The following is a 16,041-nucleotide window of genomic DNA, read 5'->3' as shown; positions in this document are numbered from 1 at the left end:
GCCTGGGGCATCGTCAAGGCGCAATGGGTCCGGCTTCCAGCACCCGAACTCAGGCGGCTTGCGGGGCTTCCAGCGTCGGCGCCTCAGCTTCTCGCGGCCGCTGAGCGAGGCGATGCGCATGCGATGGCCCTCATCTCCAGTGCCTATGCCACCGGGGCGGGGGTGCCCAAGGATCCGTCCCAGGCGTTTCGCTGGGCGCAGCGCGCCGCCGACACGGGCCTTCCCTTTGGCCTCCACGCGCTCGCTCTCGATTATTTCTATGGCACCGGCGTCCCCGTCGATCACGGCCGATATCTCGATATTCTGCGCAAGGCCGCCGATGCGGGATCGATCCTGGCAGCCTCGGAATATTCGCAGGCGCTTTTCGTCGGCGCGATTACCCCCAAGAATGTCACTGCGGCGAAGCCTTATGCGAAGATCGGAGCCGAGGGCGGCGATGCGAAGAGCAAGATGCTCTATGGCACGCTGCTCTTCGATCGCTCGATACCCGGATCGGATCCCGTCGCGGCGGCCGAATGGATACGCGCCTCGGCGAATGACGGTTTTGCTTTCGCGCAGCAGGCGGCCCGCGCTCTCGGACTGCAGGAGCAATTTTCGGAGACCTCGGCGAAACTGTTCGTTTCGAACTTCGGCAATGCGCTCGTCGGCGCCCATACCCTGTCGGCGCGGCCCGAGGACCCCTGCGTGACCCGTATCGTCGTCGATCACAACGGGACGACGGGCGTGTTTCTCGTGAACTGGCAAGAAACCTCGGTCGCCACCGCCGGCGACAGCTTCCTCAATCTGACGGGCGCAATTCTCAACGGAACCGATCCCGTCGGCGGCGATGTCCGCACCAGCCTGGGGCTGTCGTTGCACCGGGAACAGTTGGACGTGCCCGAGGAGCGTGAGCGCGTGGCTATGCTGGGCGACACGGCGCGAGCGCTGTCCGCCACATGCCAATCGCTTTGAGAACAGGATCGGTGGGAAAATGGCCTTTCGGATGAAATATTTTGCTGTAGTCGCAGTCTGGCTGACCGCATTGACCTCCGCGCCCGTCGCTGTCGGGCAAGAGCAAACGCAGGAAAATGCCGTTCGCTTCCTGAACCTGTTCGCGTTGCAGAACCAGCTTCCGATTGGATTCACGGCGCGTTTCGATCGACTGGACGCCATGCAACGGCTTCAACTGGCGGTTCCGGGTACGAGGCTGGTCGGGGCCAGCACATTTGATCAAGAAGCGCCTTGTGTCACCGATATCAAGACCTCCGATGGCAAAACCACCTATCTCCACTGGGCGAAGTCTGAAGTCTATTTCTGGCCGCGCTCGGGTTGGTCGGAGGCGCTGCTCGCCTCTGACTATGGCCCTTCGGTCACGACGATGATCGAAGTCCGCCGCCTTGACCAAGGCTTCAGCGACGTGTTCTGGCCGGCCGACGAGGCGCAGGGAGCACGGCTTTTCAAGGCGATGCAATTTCTCAGAGACAGCTGCGATCCGATGAAGACCACGGGCTTTTAGCTTCATGACACGAGAGGGAAAATGATGCGAACTGCGACTTTAATGATAGCTCTGATGCTTGCAGCAGCGCCTGCTACCGCCCAGACGGTGCCTGACTTGCCGGCGGATCCCGTCAAGACGATCGACGGCGAGTGGTACGGCGTCGATCACAAGCTGAGACTATCGGTGGCAAATGGCGTCGTCACGGTGGTGGAGAATGAGACGGCGGACCTCCATCTGAAGAAGATCACGGCCCCTGCGGGAACAGTCATCGCGCGTCTCACCGGCGCCGAGGCGACCGGACCGAAATCGGCGCGGTTCGTGGGTCAATGTCTTGAGCTGATCGACACTTCGCGTTCGCAGATGCTCCCGTGTCCGACCCACGCCTTCGTGCAGTCTGCGGCCTATGGCGGCAAGCCCGGACTGATGCTTCATTTCTGGACTGCGGACTTCCTTCGCAAAGACAATATTCCTGCCTACCAGTGGCAGTACCGCAAGTAATCGGCCAGAGGCAGTCAGCATCCCCCGAGGCATCGGCCGCGGCAGAAATCCTTGCCAAAGGCCCCGCACAGTGCCCCGGGGGACGCGCGGTAACGATTGGGAGTTCGATGACGAGGGTCTATATGCCGCGGCGCAGCTGTCGAACGACGCAGCGCGTGAAGGTTTCGGCGATGCGATCCGCGCTGCTGCGGCGAACGGCTGTCGCCGCGCTGCTTCTCGTCGCAGGCAGTGCATCCATGACCTGGGCAGCCAATGCGCCTCCTCCCCACGCGGGCAGCCAAGCCGAACGCGACGACGGTTCGGCGCGACTTGCCGCCCAAGCCATCGGCGCGGGCCACCCGGCAGAGGCGGCCGGCATCCTCGAGACCCTCGTGGCGCCGCGGCATCATATGCTCACGATAGGGCCCGGCTGGCATCGCGATCTCGCGCGCGCCTATGTGGCGCTCGGGCTGATCGACGGGGCCCAGGGACAATATCGGCTCGCGTTGGCCGGGACGGCTGGCGACGAAGGCGCGGCCGGCGAAGAGCTTACCGCGCTCATTGCCAGAGCGGGGCGGGCAGACGTCGTGCCGGACACGCTGGGGCCAAATGGCGCCAAATATTTCGATCTCCGCTGGGTCGATCGTGGAAACGCGACGATCGATTTTGTCACCGCCTTTGTGCTGCCGCAGGATGATGCCGACGGTGGGGCGTTCACGACGGCGACCTACCGCGCCGACTGTGCCGCGCAGAAGACACAGTTGCTCGGCGGCGCGGCCTTTTCCGCCGCGGGCAAGAGGCTGCGATCGTTCGGCGAGGGCGAGGCCGCAAGGCCCGCCAACGACCTCGCAGACCATAGCCTGAGAATGATCTGCCGGCGCGATCCGGCCCTGCAGGTGAAGCGCGTGCCCTCGATCGATGGCCGCACGCTGCTCACAAGCTACCGCGCGCAGCGTCTCCGGCGGACGGCCCCGCCGTCATCCCCAGGCGAGCGCGGCGCGCGCGAGGCGGCGTGCCGCGCGCATGTCGAGATGTTTGTCGGTCAGCTCGCCGCCGACGGGCAGGTGTCGGGGCCGAGCTGGCAGGTCCGCGATTGGTGGGACATGCGCACTGAGGGTCTGCCCAAGGAACGACTCGCCGCGGCGACGTCGGCGGTGGCGGCGCTGGCTCGCGCCGATCCGGGCGCCGCGCGCGCTTTCCAGCCGGCCTGCGTGCAGGACGCGCTGGCGGGCGGAGCCGTGCCCGGACTGTAGCCGTCTACCGAAGCCGGACTTGACGACGCCGGACGTGAAATCACTCCCCCGTGCAAGAACAAGAATTCGCGCCGCGTTCCAAACGCCTGCTTCCCTCAATTTGGGCCTTAAGCCGCCTGGCCGCTCACGGCCAATCGTTCTGCTTGTGGTCGCAGAAGACTGAGAAGTTCGGAATTTTCTCTAAGGAAAGCCTCCGAAGAAGGCTGCAAGCAATTTCAAGCTGGCGCAACGAGCGGTTAAACGCTTCGTTAAACGGGAGAGCTATATCCTCCGTCATCACTATTTGCGGGATTGCAGTGAAAATGGCCCTCGGCGCCGGCGGTAATTTGTCCGTTCAATCGGAAGCTGTCCTACGCGAGCAATATGCGAGCCTGGCGCGGCAGGTCCCGCTCATGTACGCGCTCATGTTCCTCAACGTCCTGTTTCTCGCGATCGTAACCGCCGACGGCGGATCCTGGGCCGTCAGTTTTGTAGCGCCGCTGGTGTTGACGGTAATCATCGCAGTCCGCGCGGCGGCTTGGTATGCTCGCAGGGGCGCCGTCGCCACCGATGATCATATCCGCCGATATCTGCGCTTCACTATCTTTCGGGCCGGTGCCTTCAGTCTCTTGTTTGGCGGTTGGGGCCTCTATCTCTTCCTGGCAGCCGACCCATTCCACACGACCGCCATCGCGCTGTTCATTTTCGTAGGTTCGATCAGCTGTTGTTATTGCCTGCAGGCGCTACCCTCCGCCGCCCGGCTTGTCCTCCTGTTCGGAGCGATGCCGGTCACCATCGGCCTCCTCGTCTCGCGTGATTGGTACTTCACGGGCATGGGCCTGACGTTCCTTCTGGGGGCCGGCGTCATCCTGCGGACGATCGCGACGACGCGCTCGGCGGTATTCGAGTCGCTTCGGTCGCGTTCGGAAATGGCCACACTGATCGAAGCCCTTAGGCGCAGCGAGGAACATTATCGCTATTCCGTCGAACTCAATCCCCAGATTCCGTGGATCAGCGATCCCGAAGGCCAGATCGTCGAAGTCGGACCCCGCTGGGCCGAGCTGACAGGCGTGCCCGCTGAAGACGCGCTCGGCCGGGGCTGGACCGATTTCCTCCACCCCGACGACCTGCCCGAGGTTCTCGCGCACTGGAACGAGGCGCTGACGTCGGTCGATAACGCCGTCGCAGATGTGCGATACCGAGTCCGCAATACGGACGGCAGCTACCGATGGTGCCGGGCGCGAGCCAACCCGCGTCACGACTCCGACGGGCGAATCGTCAGCTGGTATGGAACGCTGGAAGATATTCACGATCAGGTGACCGCGGAACTGGCATTGCGGGAGAGCGAGGAGCGCTACCGCCTGGCTTCCCACGCGACAAACGATGTGATCTGGGACTGGTCGCACCGCACCGACCGCATCGAGTGGGGCAACGGCGCGGTAGAAGTATTCGGTTATCCGGAAGCGTCGAACGGCACGGCGGTCAGCTGGTGGAAAGAGCGGGTTCATCCGGAGGATCTGCCCGGCGTGGAAGCGACATATGACAGGGTGCTCAGCAATCTCCAGGACAGCTGGAGTCACGAATATCGGTTCCGCGCCGCGCAGGGCAATTTCATCAACCTCTTTTCGCGAGGCTATGTTGTGCGCGACGAGGAAGGGCATGCCGTGCGTTCGATCGGCGCCCTACTTGACGTCACCGCGGCGCGCCGGGCGGAAGAGGAGCTGCGTTGGGCGGCGAACCACGATCCGCTGACCGGCCTGCCGAACCGCAAGCTCTTCGCCGAAGTGCTGGAACAGGCGCTGGCGACAGCAGCCGCCGACGCTTCGTACGTTTGCGTCATTGTCATCGACGTCGATGGCTTCAAGCTCCTCAACGATAGTATGGGGCATGCGGCGGGTGACGAGCTTCTCAGAACCATAGCGCGGCGTCTGCAAGGGAACCTTCCTGCCGAAGCAACGGTGGCCCGGCTTGGCGGTGATGAATTCGCGGTAATCGTGCCAGGGCTGGCTCCTGGTTCCGCGCGCGCGGCTGTCGACGCAGCCCTCAAGGGCGTAGCCGATACGCTGACCATTGATGAGAGCGTCTTGCCCGTCAGCATTAGCGCGGGCGCCGCTGTGTGGCCGGCCGACGGCGATGACGCCGAGGAGATACTGAAGAGCGCAGACCTTGCCCTTTACGCGGCCAAGGCAGAGGGGGCAGGGGTCGTTCGAGAATTTCGCCCGGAAATGCGCGAGTCCGCGGAGAGCCGAAAGTCGATGCTGCGCGAGGCGCGCGAGGCACTTCGCGACGATCGTATCATCCCCTTCTATCAGGCGAAGGTCGACCTTCGCAGCGGCGACGTCATCGGTTTCGAAGCCTTGCTGCGCTGGCACCATCATCGGCGCGGTCTTCAGCCCCCCGACAGCATCCAGGCCGCCTTCGATGACAGCCTGCTCGCGAGCGAGCTGACCGACCGGATGATCGATCGCGTGCTCGCCGATGTTGTGGCGTTTAGCGAGAAGGGCGTTGCTTTTGGCCGTATCGCGATCAACGGTTCGCTTTCCGATTTCCGGCGGGATGACTTCGCGGATCGTATCCTTGGAAAGTTTCAGCGGGCGGGGCTTTCGCCGACGCTGCTCGAGCTCGAGGTGACCGAAAGCGTGTTCGTCGATCATCTTGCGCTTAACGTCGAGCGCGCCCTGCGGACCTTGGTGGCGGAGGGCGTCTCAATTGCGCTCGACGACTTTGGCACGGGCTATGCTTCACTGACGCACCTGCAGCAGTTTCCGGTCCACGTGCTCAAGATCGACCGATCGTTCATCTCGAGACTCGACAGTGCCGACAGCGCCGATTTCGCAATCGTTCATGGCGTGATCGATATCGCGCATCGCATGGACATCGTCACGGTTGCCGAGGGCGTCGAAAACGACAACCAACTTGCCCAACTCCGCAATCTCGGCTGCGACATTGCCCAAGGCTATCTTTTTAGCCGTGCGATAAGCGCCGAACGGGTACCAGCCTGGCTAAGGAAATGGACCCAGAACCTACCCGTTTGGTCGGATGCAGCAGACAACCGGACCACGGCTGATCCGCCGACCCGCTCGGCATGACCGGATGCAGCTTTTCCCGGCTCCTCGTGCCGAGGCTGCTATCCCGCGTGTCGGGTTCCCTCGCTTGAAGAAAAGCTTCATGGCCGTTTTCGGCGACAATCTGCGGCTCAAATCCGCCATTCGCCATGCGCTGTTTCAGGCCGCCATGTCGGCAGCAATCGCATCCGCATCCAGACAGAAGAGGGCGCGGGCCTTGCCGCCGGCTTTGGCCCGGTAGAGCGCGGCATCGGCGCAGGCGAGCAGGCGCTCAAGCTCGAGGCCGAGCTTGGGCGCCGTCGCAATGCCGACGCTGACCGATATCGACATCGAAACGCCCTCAACGAGATAGGGCTTGCTGATGTCGCGGATGATCCGGCGTGCCAGCAATTCTGCTTCTGTCTCCGCGGCTATGCCGGCCTGCAGCACGATGAACTCGTCGCCGCCAAGGCGTGCGACAACATCGTCGGCCCGAACCATGTCTTCGAGGCGCCGCGCCACCTGCTCAAGCAAAATGTCGCCAGCGGGGTGACCATATCGATCATTGATCGCCTTGAACCCGTCGAGGTCGAGGTAGTGAAGAGCCACGAGGCTTTTCGCACGCACGGCGTTCGCGGCGCGATCCTGGAATAGTTCGCGCAGCAGCAACCGGTTCGAGAGCCCAGTGAGTGCATCAGTTCGGGCGAGCTTGGCCATATCGTGCCGGGCCGTGTGATGCTCGACCGCGGATCGATAGAGATGCGCGACGGTCTGAAGGCTCAGCCCCATGATCGCCGCGACGATGAAAGCCTCGATCAGAAACATTTCCTGGTGGAGCGACATCGCATTGGGCTCAGCGGTGTGCATTGCGAGCGCGACCACCGTCGGCACGGTCGCCGTCAGGAGCGCCGCGACGCACATGCCAGGCCTGACCGACGTTCGCGAAACGATCCCGGCGCCGAAGCCAAAGACAAGACTGACGGTAATGAGATGCAGCAACGGATTATGGGTCGATATCGCGGTGATATTGATGAGCGCGAGGAGCGCTGCCGACGCGAGGTTGCCGACTGCGTAGCGTCGTTCCCATAGTCGCAGCTCTTCGAAGGCGAGGACAGGCGCTACCCGGCGATAGGCGCGGATCGTCAAAAGGCGCGCAAAGGTCGTGACGGCACCAAGGCCTCCGAGACAGAGCAGGAAAGGGCTACCGAGCTCGCGGCCGATCAGGATGCAAATGCCAACAAAGACTGCGCCCAGCCCGACTATCGGCAATCGCATACTGAAGAGCATGTCGACGAAGTCGCGGTAGACCGGAAGCGGCAGCGTCGCAGGATCCGGGAAAATGCGCAGGCGAAACGGGTGCGCGATCGGTGTGGGGGCGTCCGATCTTCTCATGCGGTCAACTATAATCCCGTAAAACTTAACGCGCCGTAACGCGCGTCGAATGTGCAGAATTAATGAACAGCGCCTTGCGAAGTTCCGGCTGACACCATGCGGGACGGGGTCGCACGGCGACAAGCTTACATCCGATCTTGTCCATCGCAAAGCGAGCGAGGTGTCCGCGTAGGCCGCGCCTTCGAATTCCGGCCAAGACGATGGCCGGGAAGGCGGCGGCCGGGACCAGCGACCGCCGCCCTGACGGTGCCGCGCGTGCGTGGGGGGCACGGGAGGTGCGGCACTTCGACTTCGTCGCGCAATGTGTAATGCCATGACTAACAAGTCGTTAATTTCCGGCTTGTTTGCGCCGGGCCGAGGGACTCTGCAGCGTGCACCGCGATCAATGTCCCGCGCTATAGCGGAGGCGCCCGTCAGGCGGCTCCTCTGCATGACGCCCGCCTCCTGCCGGAGACGTGAAACGGCAGGAGGCGCGGCTTGCTGAATACGCCGCGCGTTAAGCCTGGTTCCATGCTTACGCAGAATATCCGAGAACTCTGCTTTCATCAGAGGAAATGAGGATCGCGTGACGATTTTTAAGTGCATCGCGGGAGCACGGCGCGCCCGGCATATCCTGCTTCAGAAGGCAACGGCACCAAATGGAGCGGTGAGCGTTAGATGCTGAAAGACACAAGTCAGAGGTGGATATGAGCGAATTTCCAGCACGAGAGACGGTGAGTTCGGGCGTCGAGGGGCTCGATGAGATCTTGCGCGGCGGGCTGCCGGCGTCCAATCTCTATATTCTTCAGGGTGCGCCGGGATCGGGCAAGACCACCGCGGCGCTCCAGTTTCTGCGGGCCGGCGTCGCCAAGGGCGAGCGATGCATCTACGTCAGCCTTTCCCAGACCGAAGCCGAGCTAAAGGCCATTGCTCAGTCGCACGGGTGGACGCTCGATGGAATCCGTGTTGAAGAGCTTTCGGCCTCGGAGTCCGTAAACGGCGCCGCTGACCAGACGATTTTTCAGACGGTGGAACTTCGCCTTGACGAAACGCGCAAGGCGATCGAAAGCGCGATCGAGGAGCATAAGCCCGCACGTCTCGTCTACGACTCGCTGCTGGAAATTCGCCTCATCACGGGCGATTCACCGCGGTTCCGCCGCGAACTCATCGCCTTCAAGGCGTTTCTGGCGCAGCGCAACGTCGTGGCATTGCTCCTCGATACCCAGACGCAGGAGAATGACCGGTCGGGAGAGGAGGTCGACGGCATCGCGCACGGCGTGATCCGTTTCGACAAGTCGCTCGAGGAATATGGCGCGGTTCGGCGCCGGGTCGAAATAAGCAAGATGCGCGGCGTGCCTATCGCGGACGGATATCACGACATGGCGATCCGCGAAGGCGAAGGTGTCGTCGTCTTCCCGAGGATATTGGCGGGCGCGGCCGTGGGCCCCTCGAAGCCGCACCTCATCAAATCGGGTGTCGAAACGCTCGATGAGATGTTCGGCGGAGGGCAGGAAGCGGGGACGACGACGCTCGTGATCGGGCAAGCCGGAACCGGCAAATCGACGATGGCGTCGCTCTATGCGACGGCAGCGCTAAAGCGCGGTGAAAGCGTTGCCCTCTTCCTGTTCGAGGAGCGGATCGAAACATTCTTCCGGCGATCCGAGGGCCTCGGCATGGACCTGCGTCAATTCCACGCCGATGGCCAGCTGATCATCAGCGATTTCAACCCCAACGAAATTTCGCCGGGCGAGTTCGGCCAGATCGTGCAGAAAGCGGTCAGCGGCGAGAAGGTCCGCGTCGTCGTGATCGACAGCTTTACCGGCTATCTCAACTCGCTGCCGCATCGCGACAAAGCGGTCCGCGACATCCAGTCGCTGCTCAAATATCTCGCGCGGGCCGGCGTGCTCACGATCCTGATCGTCGCGCAGCATGGTCTTCTCGGGCAGAACGTCGGGATCGACGTCGATGTGAGCTTTCTCGGCGATACCGTGCTGCTGCTCCGCATCGCCGAGCATGAAGGGCGCCTGCGGCGCAGCATCTCGGTGGTCAAGAAACGGCATGGGCCCCATGATCTCGACGTGCGCGAACTGTTCATTCAAAGCTCGGGGGTCACCGTCATCTCGTACAATCCGATCCCCGAGGCGTAACCGCTCATGCACCGGGATGAGGGTTCTCTCGACTGGGTGCTTGCGTTGGCTCCCTACAGGCGCGACGCCGATTATCTCGAATCCCTGCTCAGCGAGCATGGGCTGCTTGTCCGGCGCGCGGCAGAGGCTGACGACATTCGCCGTCAGCTGGAAGAGCTTCCCGGTCTTATCGTCGCGACGCACGAAGCACTGACCCCCGAGGTGCTGGAGATCGTGCATGCGCATCTGGTCGGCCAACCCGCCTGGTCGGAACTGCCGATTGTCATCCTTCTCGACCGGGCCGCGCCGCAGGCGCGGATCCGGGCCGAGCTTGATGCAGTCTGGCCGGGCTCGCGGCACATCTACTATCAGCGACCGGTAGCGACGCTCGACCTTGTCAGCGGTGTCCAGTCGGCGCTGCTCGCGCGCCTGCGGCAGCGCGACGTGCGCGATCATATCGAGCGCGAAGTCGAGCTGCGCCGGGAACTCAATCACCGCGTGAAGAACATGCTCGCTAGCGTGTCCTCGATCTTCGCGATGACGCGCCGCGGCGCCACGTCGCTCGACGATTTCACCGAGGATTTTTCCGGTCGCCTGATGGCGCTGGCCAATGTCCACACCGCGGTATTCGAGATGGACGGGGAGGCATTGGATCTCGCGCATGTCGCGGACCTGACCTTCAAACCTTATCGCTCGGGCGATCAAAGCCGGATTAGGGCCGCAGGACCCTCGGTCATGCTTGGCCGGGAAGCCGCGACGACGCTCGCTCTCTGCTTCCACGAACTGGCGACAAACGCGCTTAAATATGGCGCTTTGTCGGTCCCCGGAGGTCATGTCGGACTAGACTGGACGGTATCGCGCCCCGACGAACTGCTGACGATCCGGTGGGTCGAAAGCGGCGGTCCGCCAGTGACGGCGCCTTCGCGAACGGGCTATGGAACGCGGTACCTCACCGCTGCGCTGCGCAACCTGTTCGGAAGCGCCCCGTCGATAGCCTATCCGCCACACGGGCTCGAATTTGCCGTATCTGGCCTTCTATCGCGACCTTCGCTGAACCCTGACGCCCGGAATGTGTTGATAGACCATGACCGATGAATCGCAGCCGCTTCGCATATTCTACCTCGAAGACAATCCGCTGATCATCTTTCATGTCGAGGCGATGATCGAGGATCTCGGCCACATCTTCGCGGGTTCAGCGGACAGTTTCGCAGAACTGAAGCAAACGATCGATGCGTACAAGTTCGACGGGGCGCTCGTCGATATCGACCTGGCCGACGGTCGAACCGGCCCGGCCGCTGCGGCCTGGCTGCGCGACAAGGGGATACCTGTTCTCTTCGTGACCGGACAGGAGGCGATCGCGGACGAATTTTCCGGCGCCGCTCTCGGGCTGGTTCGCAAGCCCGTCGCCTCGGCCGATCTCGCGGCCAAGCTCGAACTGTTCCGCCGCTAGCCCGATTGAATTTAGCGGCGGAAGGCGATCATTTCGCAGGCCGCGAAGGCCGGCTGCATCATAGCCGCGAGCGCATCGGAGCGGAACCCGGGAAGGCCGCTCAGATGGGCGATCAGCAGGTCCCAGCCGGCCAAGGCCTCGTGAACATCCACGTTTTCCCCGCGATCTTCACGTCGCAGCATATGAGCTCGCTGGTCACTTCGTCGCGCTTGTAGAAGACCACCGTCTCGATATCGCCAAGCGGAAGATGATAAAGCAGTCCTGCGTCGATATCAGCCATCTGTCTTGCCCAAAAGTCGCCCCGCCGAGGCGGGGCAAGTTGTGAGGGTTCCAAGGAGCCCCGCCGCGCAAGCGCCTGGAAAGCGCAAGGGCGCGACAGGGTGAATTCAAAACGCACTCGACCTTCCGACGTTCCCCTGACCCCGGGGCTGCAGGTCCCGCGCAACGCTTCAGCGCGGGCCTGGAGGCCCTGGAACGGGGCACGGGCGTCTCTCGAACCCGAACGTCCGGCAGCAAAGGTGGGTCATCTGGACCGGCGTGGTCCGTTCGCGAGATCGTCGAGGACCGCGCTCCAATAGGCGATTTCCTCGTCGTTGCCGCGTTCGCATGCCCATTTGACCTGCCGCGCGACGAGAAGTTCGGCCCCCTGTCCGTGCCGCAGCTTCAGTTGCGCCGAACAGCCGCGAACGCTTTGGCTACCGTAGAAGGACATGACTGCTCTCCCGTGATCTTCGTGGTCAAGCGTGCAGGTGGTGGGGGCGGCGGCGACCCGCCGCCCCCCGCCGGTCAGAAGTCCATCGCCGGCATCGGCGCGGGCTTCTCCTCCTTCGGCAACTCTGCGACGAGCGCCTCGGTGGTGATCAGTAGCGAGGCGACCGACGCCGCATCCTGCAGCGCCGTGCGCACGACCTTCGCGGGGTCGATCACGCCGGCCTTGACGAGGTCCTGATATTCGCCCGTCGCGGCATTGAAGCCCCAGCCATAGTCGTCGCTCTCGAGCAGCTTGCCGACGATCCATGCGCCGTCCTCGCCGGCATTGTCGGCGATCTGGCGGGCCGGGGCGCGGAGCGCGCGGCGAACGATGTCGATCCCCGACTGCTGGTCGTCGTTCGCGGCCTTGAGGCCTTCGAGCGCCTTCAGCGAGCGAAGGAGCGCGATGCCGCCGCCAGGCAGAATGCCTTCCTCGACCGCAGCGCGCGTCGCGTGGAGCGCGTCATCGACGCGGTCCTTCTTCTCCTTGACCTCGACCTCGGTCGCGCCGCCGACGCGGATCACCGCGACGCCGCCTGCGAGCTTGGCAAGCCGCTCCTGCAGCTTCTCGCGGTCATAATCGCTCGTCGTCGTCTCGATCTGCTGGCGGATCTGCGCGACACGGCCGTCGATATCGGACTTCGCGCCGACGCCGTCGACGATCGTCGTGTTGTCCTTGTCGATGACGACCTTCTTCGCGCGGCCGAGCATGTTGACCGTGACGCTCTCCAGCTTGATCCCGAGTTCTTCGCTGACGACATTGCCACCGGTGAGCACCGCGATATCCTCGAGCATCGCCTTGCGGCGGTCGCCGAAGCCGGGCGCCTTCACCGCCGCGATCTTGAGGCCGCCGCGCAGCTTGTTCACGACGAGCGTCGCAAGCGCGTCGCCTTCTACATCCTCGGCGATGATGAGCAGCGGCTTGCCCGACTGCACGACGCTCTCGAGCAGCGGCACCATCGCCTGGAGGTTCGACAGCTTCTTCTCGTGGATGAGGATATAGGGATCGTCGAGCTCGACCTTGAGCTTCTCGGGATCGGTGACGAAATAGGGCGAGAGATAACCACGGTCGAACTGCATGCCCTCGACCGTCTCGAGTTCGGTCGCGAGGCTCTTCGCCTCCTCGACCGTAATCACGCCCTCATTTCCGACCTTCTCCATCGCCTCGGCGAGGATGCGGCCGACTTCCTCGTCGCCGTTTGCCGAAATCGTGGCAACCTGCGCGATCTCGCTGTTCGCCTCGACCGACTTCGCATGCGCCTTGAGGTCCTCGACGACGGCATTCACCGCGAGATCGATGCCGCGCTTGACGTCCATCGGGTTCATGCCCGCAGACACGGCCTTCGAGCCTTCGCGCACGATCGCCTGCGCGAGCACTGTCGCGGTCGTTGTGCCGTCCCCGGCCTGGTCGTTCTGCTTGTTTGCGACTTCGCGCAACATCTGCGCGCCCATATTCTCGAACTTGTCCTTGAGTTCGATTTCCTTGGCGACGGTGACGCCGTCCTTGGTGATGCGCGGCGCGCCGAAGCTCTTCTCGATCACGACATTGCGGCCTTTCGGGCCAAGCGTGACCTTCACCGCATTCGCAAGCGTGTCGACACCGCGCAGCATGCGATCGCGGGCATCCGACGAAAACTTCACTTCTTTGGCAGCCATTGGTCCAACTCCTTTCCTGTTACTGGCTGAACTTTGAGATGGGCCGCTCAAGCGGCCTGCTTGAGGGCCTCGGCCTGCTCGATCACGCCAAGGATGTCGCTCTCTTTCATGATGAGCAGATCTTCGCCGTCGATCTTGACCTCGGTCCCCGACCATTTGCCGAACAGGATCCGGTCGCCGGCCTTGACGTCGAGCGCGGTCACCGTGCCGTCCTCGGCGCGGACGCCGGGACCGACGGCGACGACTTCGCCTTCCTGCGGCTTTTCCTTGGCGGTGTCGGGGATGATGATGCCGCCCGAGGTTTTCTCCTCGGCTTCGATGCGGCGGACGACCACACGGTCGTGCAAGGGACGGAAATGCATGCATAACCTCCATGATTGCATAACGATATGATAGCCTGCGCGCCTGTCCGGGACGCGCGGCGCCGAAGAGCTAGGAAGCGGATTTTTTCGCTTCAAGAGGGTCCCGCAAAATTTTTTGGCACTTGCAGGCGATGACTGCCAGCACGCCGCATTTCAGCGGCTTGGTAGCGATTTCGCCTCTTGACGCGACTCGATTCGCTTCCAAAATTCATGTGCGCGCGGCAAGCAGGCCGCGTCTGGTGAAAAGGAATGGCGACAAGGAAGGAGGCACGATCATGTCCGAGCCATTTTCCCGTTTTCTGCATCCGTTCGACGTCGCGCGTCACCCGAGCCTCGAGCCCGAGGTCAAACGCGCACTCCTCGCATCCTGGGCGTCCGACCGTTCGGCGGTTCGCGACAAGCCGGCGCTCCGGAAGCCGCCCGGTGCGCGTCGCGCCGTGCCCGTCGACGACGTTCTCGCCGCGCTGCGCTCACTCGACCGAAGCAGCGAGCAATGCGCGCAGGGACGATGACCGACGCGGTCTTTTGCCGGTGCTCTTTCGATTTCCTCGATCGCTGACGGCACGAGATCGGGACCGCGCTCCATTCGGCGGGCCGCGCACGACGCGCTGATCCGGCCGGCCGAGTAGTGTGCGGTGGGCGGTATCATCGAGGTCCCGTGAAACGGGTGAGTGCGCGCCGCGGTATATTGCCGGCGCCGGCCGGCGCATCGGCACTATTTGGCTGCCGGCGCGTTTCATCACCGCCCGTTCTTGCGAAGGAGATGGCAATGGCGACTGAATGCACAGCCTATCGCGATACCAAGGGAGGCCTTCACTCGACCCCGGAAAAGGCGACGCTCGCCGATCTCGCAGGCGTGCTCGGGCGCGTCGGTGAAGAGGGCGGCATGACCGCGGGCGTCGCCAAGCTCCTGTTCGACAAGCGCGAAGAGATCGAACGCGTCTTTCTCGAACATGACGCGATGCTCGCTTCGCAACCAGCCCACGCCGCCGAGGCGCACGCGAAACCAAACGGCGCTGCAGCGCGATAGGGAAGGGGAGGACGCGCGGCGTGCGCCTTAGGGGCGGTTTTCGTGAACGCGGTTGGCAACGCTGCGGTCGCAGGTACGGTACGTCGTGCTGACCCAACAATGGCGATGGCACCGAACGGCCTCACCTCATAGCGTGCTGACGATATGGCGTGCTGACGATCGCGAACGGCCGCTTTCCCCAAATCCACCCTGAAGCTGACTGACTTGAAGCGGCCAGCTCCAGCGGTTAATTTTCGACGCGTAGCCGAGGCAACCGCACTCCGTTTCGCAAGTTTCCGATGTGAAAGGAGCCGAGTATGCCCCTCAAGCTCAAAGGGTCGTGCCGCTGTGGAGAGGTCCGTTTCTCCGCTGACAGCCACGCGCCCGTCCCATTCATGCGCTGCTATTGCTCGATATGCAGGAAGACCGCCGGCGGCGGAGGATACGCGATCAATCTCCACGCCGACAAGCGAACGCTGAGAGTGGAAGGCGAGACTGCGGCCTTTCATGCCGAGCTGAACAACGAGCGGGGCGGGTGCGAGCTCAGCGCGGCCGAGCGCCGTTTCTGCGCTAAATGCGCCAGCGCGCTATGGGTGTATAGCCCGGAATATCCTGATCTGTTTCATCCGTTCGCCTCAGCAATTGACAGCGACCTGCCCAAGGCTCCGTCGAGCGTGCACATGATGCTCGCGTCGAAGGCATCCTGGGTCGAACCCCTGATCGGCCCGGACGACCAGTGCTTCGAAGAATATCCCGAGGACGCGTTGGAGGAGTGGCACCGGGCCCGGGGCCTCTGGGTCGATTAGCGCTATGGGCTGCAGCGGCTGCTCCATGCAGGGAAGCAAGTGATCCCGCGGACCCGACGGTATTTCTCGGCTGCGGCCCTCGCACTCCTATGCGGTGTCGTTGGACTGAGCGAATTATATCTCAGCCGCGATCTGTCCGATGATTGGCATGGGCCGGCGTGGGTTCTGATTGGGCTAGTGTGGCTCTATATCGTGTATCGCGGATCAGATAACAGGCCGGAAAAATAGGATGAAGAAGTCGACAATCCAATAGCGCTTCGGGCCATGATTTGCTTAACTTT

At 63.1% G+C, this 16,041-nt stretch carries 16 protein-coding genes; 11 read left to right on the top strand and 5 right to left on the bottom strand.

Going from position 1 to position 16,041, the window contains the following annotated elements:
• Positions 1-123: 123 nt before the first annotated feature.
• From ASD73_RS09105 to ASD73_RS09085, 5 genes are all read left to right on the top strand, one after another.
• Positions 124-951, top strand: a complete 828-nt coding sequence (locus ASD73_RS09105) for a tetratricopeptide repeat protein (protein WP_162248141.1) — start codon at positions 124-126, stop codon at positions 949-951.
• 31 nt (positions 952-982) lie between these two features.
• The gene (locus tag ASD73_RS09100) at positions 983-1,495 is read left to right on the top strand and encodes a hypothetical protein (protein ID WP_056375992.1); all 513 of its coding nucleotides are present in this window, start codon (positions 983-985) and stop codon (positions 1,493-1,495) included.
• A 54-nt stretch (positions 1,496-1,549) separates the two neighbouring features.
• A complete protein-coding gene (locus tag ASD73_RS09095) occupies positions 1,550-1,975 on the top strand; it encodes a hypothetical protein (RefSeq protein WP_156377340.1) in 426 nt (141 codons plus the stop codon).
• Positions 1,976-2,082: 107 nt separating this feature from the next.
• Positions 2,083-3,207: a hypothetical protein gene (locus tag ASD73_RS09090; protein ID WP_056371645.1), complete on the top strand. Its 1,125-nt coding sequence runs from the start codon at positions 2,083-2,085 to the stop codon at positions 3,205-3,207.
• Between the two features lie 302 nt (positions 3,208-3,509).
• Positions 3,510-6,275, top strand: coding sequence for a putative bifunctional diguanylate cyclase/phosphodiesterase (locus tag ASD73_RS09085; RefSeq protein ID WP_056371644.1), 2,766 nt, complete (start codon positions 3,510-3,512; stop codon positions 6,273-6,275).
• 135 nt (positions 6,276-6,410) lie between these two features.
• Here ASD73_RS09085 and ASD73_RS23180 read toward each other — a convergent pair whose 3' ends face one another.
• Positions 6,411-7,745 carry a GGDEF domain-containing protein gene (locus ASD73_RS23180; protein ID WP_235534264.1) on the bottom strand — a complete coding sequence of 445 codons (1,335 nt, stop codon included), beginning with the start codon at positions 7,743-7,745 and terminating at the stop codon, positions 6,411-6,413.
• Between the two features lie 563 nt (positions 7,746-8,308).
• Here ASD73_RS23180 and ASD73_RS09075 point away from each other — a divergent pair.
• Genes ASD73_RS09075 through ASD73_RS09065 form a run of 3 tightly spaced genes read left to right on the top strand, consistent with a single transcriptional unit; the run spans position 8,309 to position 11,177 of the window.
• The gene (locus tag ASD73_RS09075; protein WP_056371642.1) at positions 8,309-9,748 is read left to right on the top strand and encodes an ATPase domain-containing protein; all 1,440 of its coding nucleotides are present in this window, start codon (positions 8,309-8,311) and stop codon (positions 9,746-9,748) included.
• Between the two features lie 45 nt (positions 9,749-9,793).
• Positions 9,794-10,822 carry a sensor histidine kinase gene (locus ASD73_RS09070; protein ID WP_200934918.1) on the top strand — a complete coding sequence of 343 codons (1,029 nt, stop codon included), beginning with the start codon at positions 9,794-9,796 and terminating at the stop codon, positions 10,820-10,822.
• On the top strand, positions 10,812-11,177 hold the full coding sequence (locus ASD73_RS09065) for a response regulator (RefSeq protein WP_056371639.1): 366 nt from the start codon (positions 10,812-10,814) through the stop codon (positions 11,175-11,177). Before ASD73_RS09070 ends, ASD73_RS09065 begins: the two co-directional genes overlap by 11 nt.
• Before the next feature lie 11 nt (positions 11,178-11,188).
• On the opposite strand, the gene ASD73_RS23175 is transcribed toward ASD73_RS09065, so the two are convergent.
• The 4 genes from ASD73_RS23175 to groES form a co-directional block, all read right to left on the bottom strand.
• Positions 11,189-11,359, bottom strand: a complete 171-nt coding sequence (locus ASD73_RS23175) for a hypothetical protein (protein ID WP_235534263.1) — start codon at positions 11,357-11,359, stop codon at positions 11,189-11,191.
• Between the two features lie 341 nt (positions 11,360-11,700).
• Positions 11,701-11,889 carry a hypothetical protein gene (locus tag ASD73_RS09060; RefSeq protein ID WP_056371636.1) on the bottom strand — a complete coding sequence of 63 codons (189 nt, stop codon included), beginning with the start codon at positions 11,887-11,889 and terminating at the stop codon, positions 11,701-11,703.
• A 74-nt stretch (positions 11,890-11,963) separates the two neighbouring features.
• Positions 11,964-13,583 (bottom strand): chaperonin GroEL, encoded by a 1,620-nt coding sequence (gene groL / locus ASD73_RS09055; protein ID WP_056371635.1) that lies wholly within the window; start codon positions 13,581-13,583, stop codon positions 11,964-11,966.
• A gap of 47 nt (positions 13,584-13,630) precedes the next feature.
• Positions 13,631-13,945, bottom strand: a complete 315-nt coding sequence (groES, locus tag ASD73_RS09050; RefSeq protein WP_056371633.1) for a co-chaperone GroES — start codon at positions 13,943-13,945, stop codon at positions 13,631-13,633.
• 275 nt (positions 13,946-14,220) lie between these two features.
• On the opposite strand from groES, the gene ASD73_RS09045 reads away from it, so the two are divergent.
• The 3 genes from ASD73_RS09045 (at position 14,221) to ASD73_RS09035 (ending at position 15,760) form a co-directional block, all read left to right on the top strand.
• Complete coding sequence (locus ASD73_RS09045) at positions 14,221-14,457, top strand: hypothetical protein (protein ID WP_056373414.1); 237 nt, start codon at positions 14,221-14,223, stop codon at positions 14,455-14,457.
• 257 nt (positions 14,458-14,714) lie between these two features.
• Positions 14,715-14,975: a hypothetical protein gene (locus ASD73_RS09040; protein ID WP_082521452.1), complete on the top strand. Its 261-nt coding sequence runs from the start codon at positions 14,715-14,717 to the stop codon at positions 14,973-14,975.
• Between the two features lie 296 nt (positions 14,976-15,271).
• Positions 15,272-15,760, top strand: a complete 489-nt coding sequence (locus tag ASD73_RS09035; protein WP_056371627.1) for a GFA family protein — start codon at positions 15,272-15,274, stop codon at positions 15,758-15,760.
• The last annotated feature ends 281 nt before the right edge of the window (positions 15,761-16,041 follow it).

Origin of the sequence: Sphingopyxis sp. Root154 (genome assembly GCF_001427105.1) — a bacterium.
Taxonomy (GTDB): domain Bacteria; phylum Pseudomonadota; class Alphaproteobacteria; order Sphingomonadales; family Sphingomonadaceae; genus Sphingopyxis.
Note: the sequence above shows the minus strand (reverse complement) of the source record. Positions and strands in the feature narration are given on the sequence as shown.

What these genes read in the sequence shown, in the direction of transcription:
- ASD73_RS09035 (WP_056371627.1), top strand. Translation starts at nt 15,272, where the DNA reads ATGCCCCTCAAGCTCAAAGGGTCGTGCCGCTGTGGAGAGGTCCGTTTC.
- groES (WP_056371633.1), bottom strand. Translation starts at nt 13,945, where the DNA reads ATGCATTTCCGTCCCTTGCACGACCGTGTGGTCGTCCGCCGCATCGAA.
- ASD73_RS09085 (WP_056371644.1), top strand. Translation starts at nt 3,510, where the DNA reads ATGGCCCTCGGCGCCGGCGGTAATTTGTCCGTTCAATCGGAAGCTGTC.
- ASD73_RS09090 (WP_056371645.1), top strand. Translation starts at nt 2,083, where the DNA reads ATGACGAGGGTCTATATGCCGCGGCGCAGCTGTCGAACGACGCAGCGC.
- ASD73_RS09075 (WP_056371642.1), top strand. Translation starts at nt 8,309, where the DNA reads ATGAGCGAATTTCCAGCACGAGAGACGGTGAGTTCGGGCGTCGAGGGG.
- ASD73_RS09040 (WP_082521452.1), top strand. Translation starts at nt 14,715, where the DNA reads ATGGCGACTGAATGCACAGCCTATCGCGATACCAAGGGAGGCCTTCAC.
- ASD73_RS09065 (WP_056371639.1), top strand. Translation starts at nt 10,812, where the DNA reads ATGACCGATGAATCGCAGCCGCTTCGCATATTCTACCTCGAAGACAAT.
- groL (WP_056371635.1), bottom strand. Translation starts at nt 13,583, where the DNA reads ATGGCTGCCAAAGAAGTGAAGTTTTCGTCGGATGCCCGCGATCGCATG.
- ASD73_RS23175 (WP_235534263.1), bottom strand. Translation starts at nt 11,359, where the DNA reads ATGCTGCGACGTGAAGATCGCGGGGAAAACGTGGATGTTCACGAGGCC.
- ASD73_RS09100 (WP_056375992.1), top strand. Translation starts at nt 983, where the DNA reads ATGAAATATTTTGCTGTAGTCGCAGTCTGGCTGACCGCATTGACCTCC.
- ASD73_RS09060 (WP_056371636.1), bottom strand. Translation starts at nt 11,889, where the DNA reads ATGTCCTTCTACGGTAGCCAAAGCGTTCGCGGCTGTTCGGCGCAACTG.
- ASD73_RS09045 (WP_056373414.1), top strand. Translation starts at nt 14,221, where the DNA reads ATGTCCGAGCCATTTTCCCGTTTTCTGCATCCGTTCGACGTCGCGCGT.
- ASD73_RS09105 (WP_162248141.1), top strand. Translation starts at nt 124, where the DNA reads ATGGCCCTCATCTCCAGTGCCTATGCCACCGGGGCGGGGGTGCCCAAG.
- ASD73_RS09095 (WP_156377340.1), top strand. Translation starts at nt 1,550, where the DNA reads ATGCTTGCAGCAGCGCCTGCTACCGCCCAGACGGTGCCTGACTTGCCG.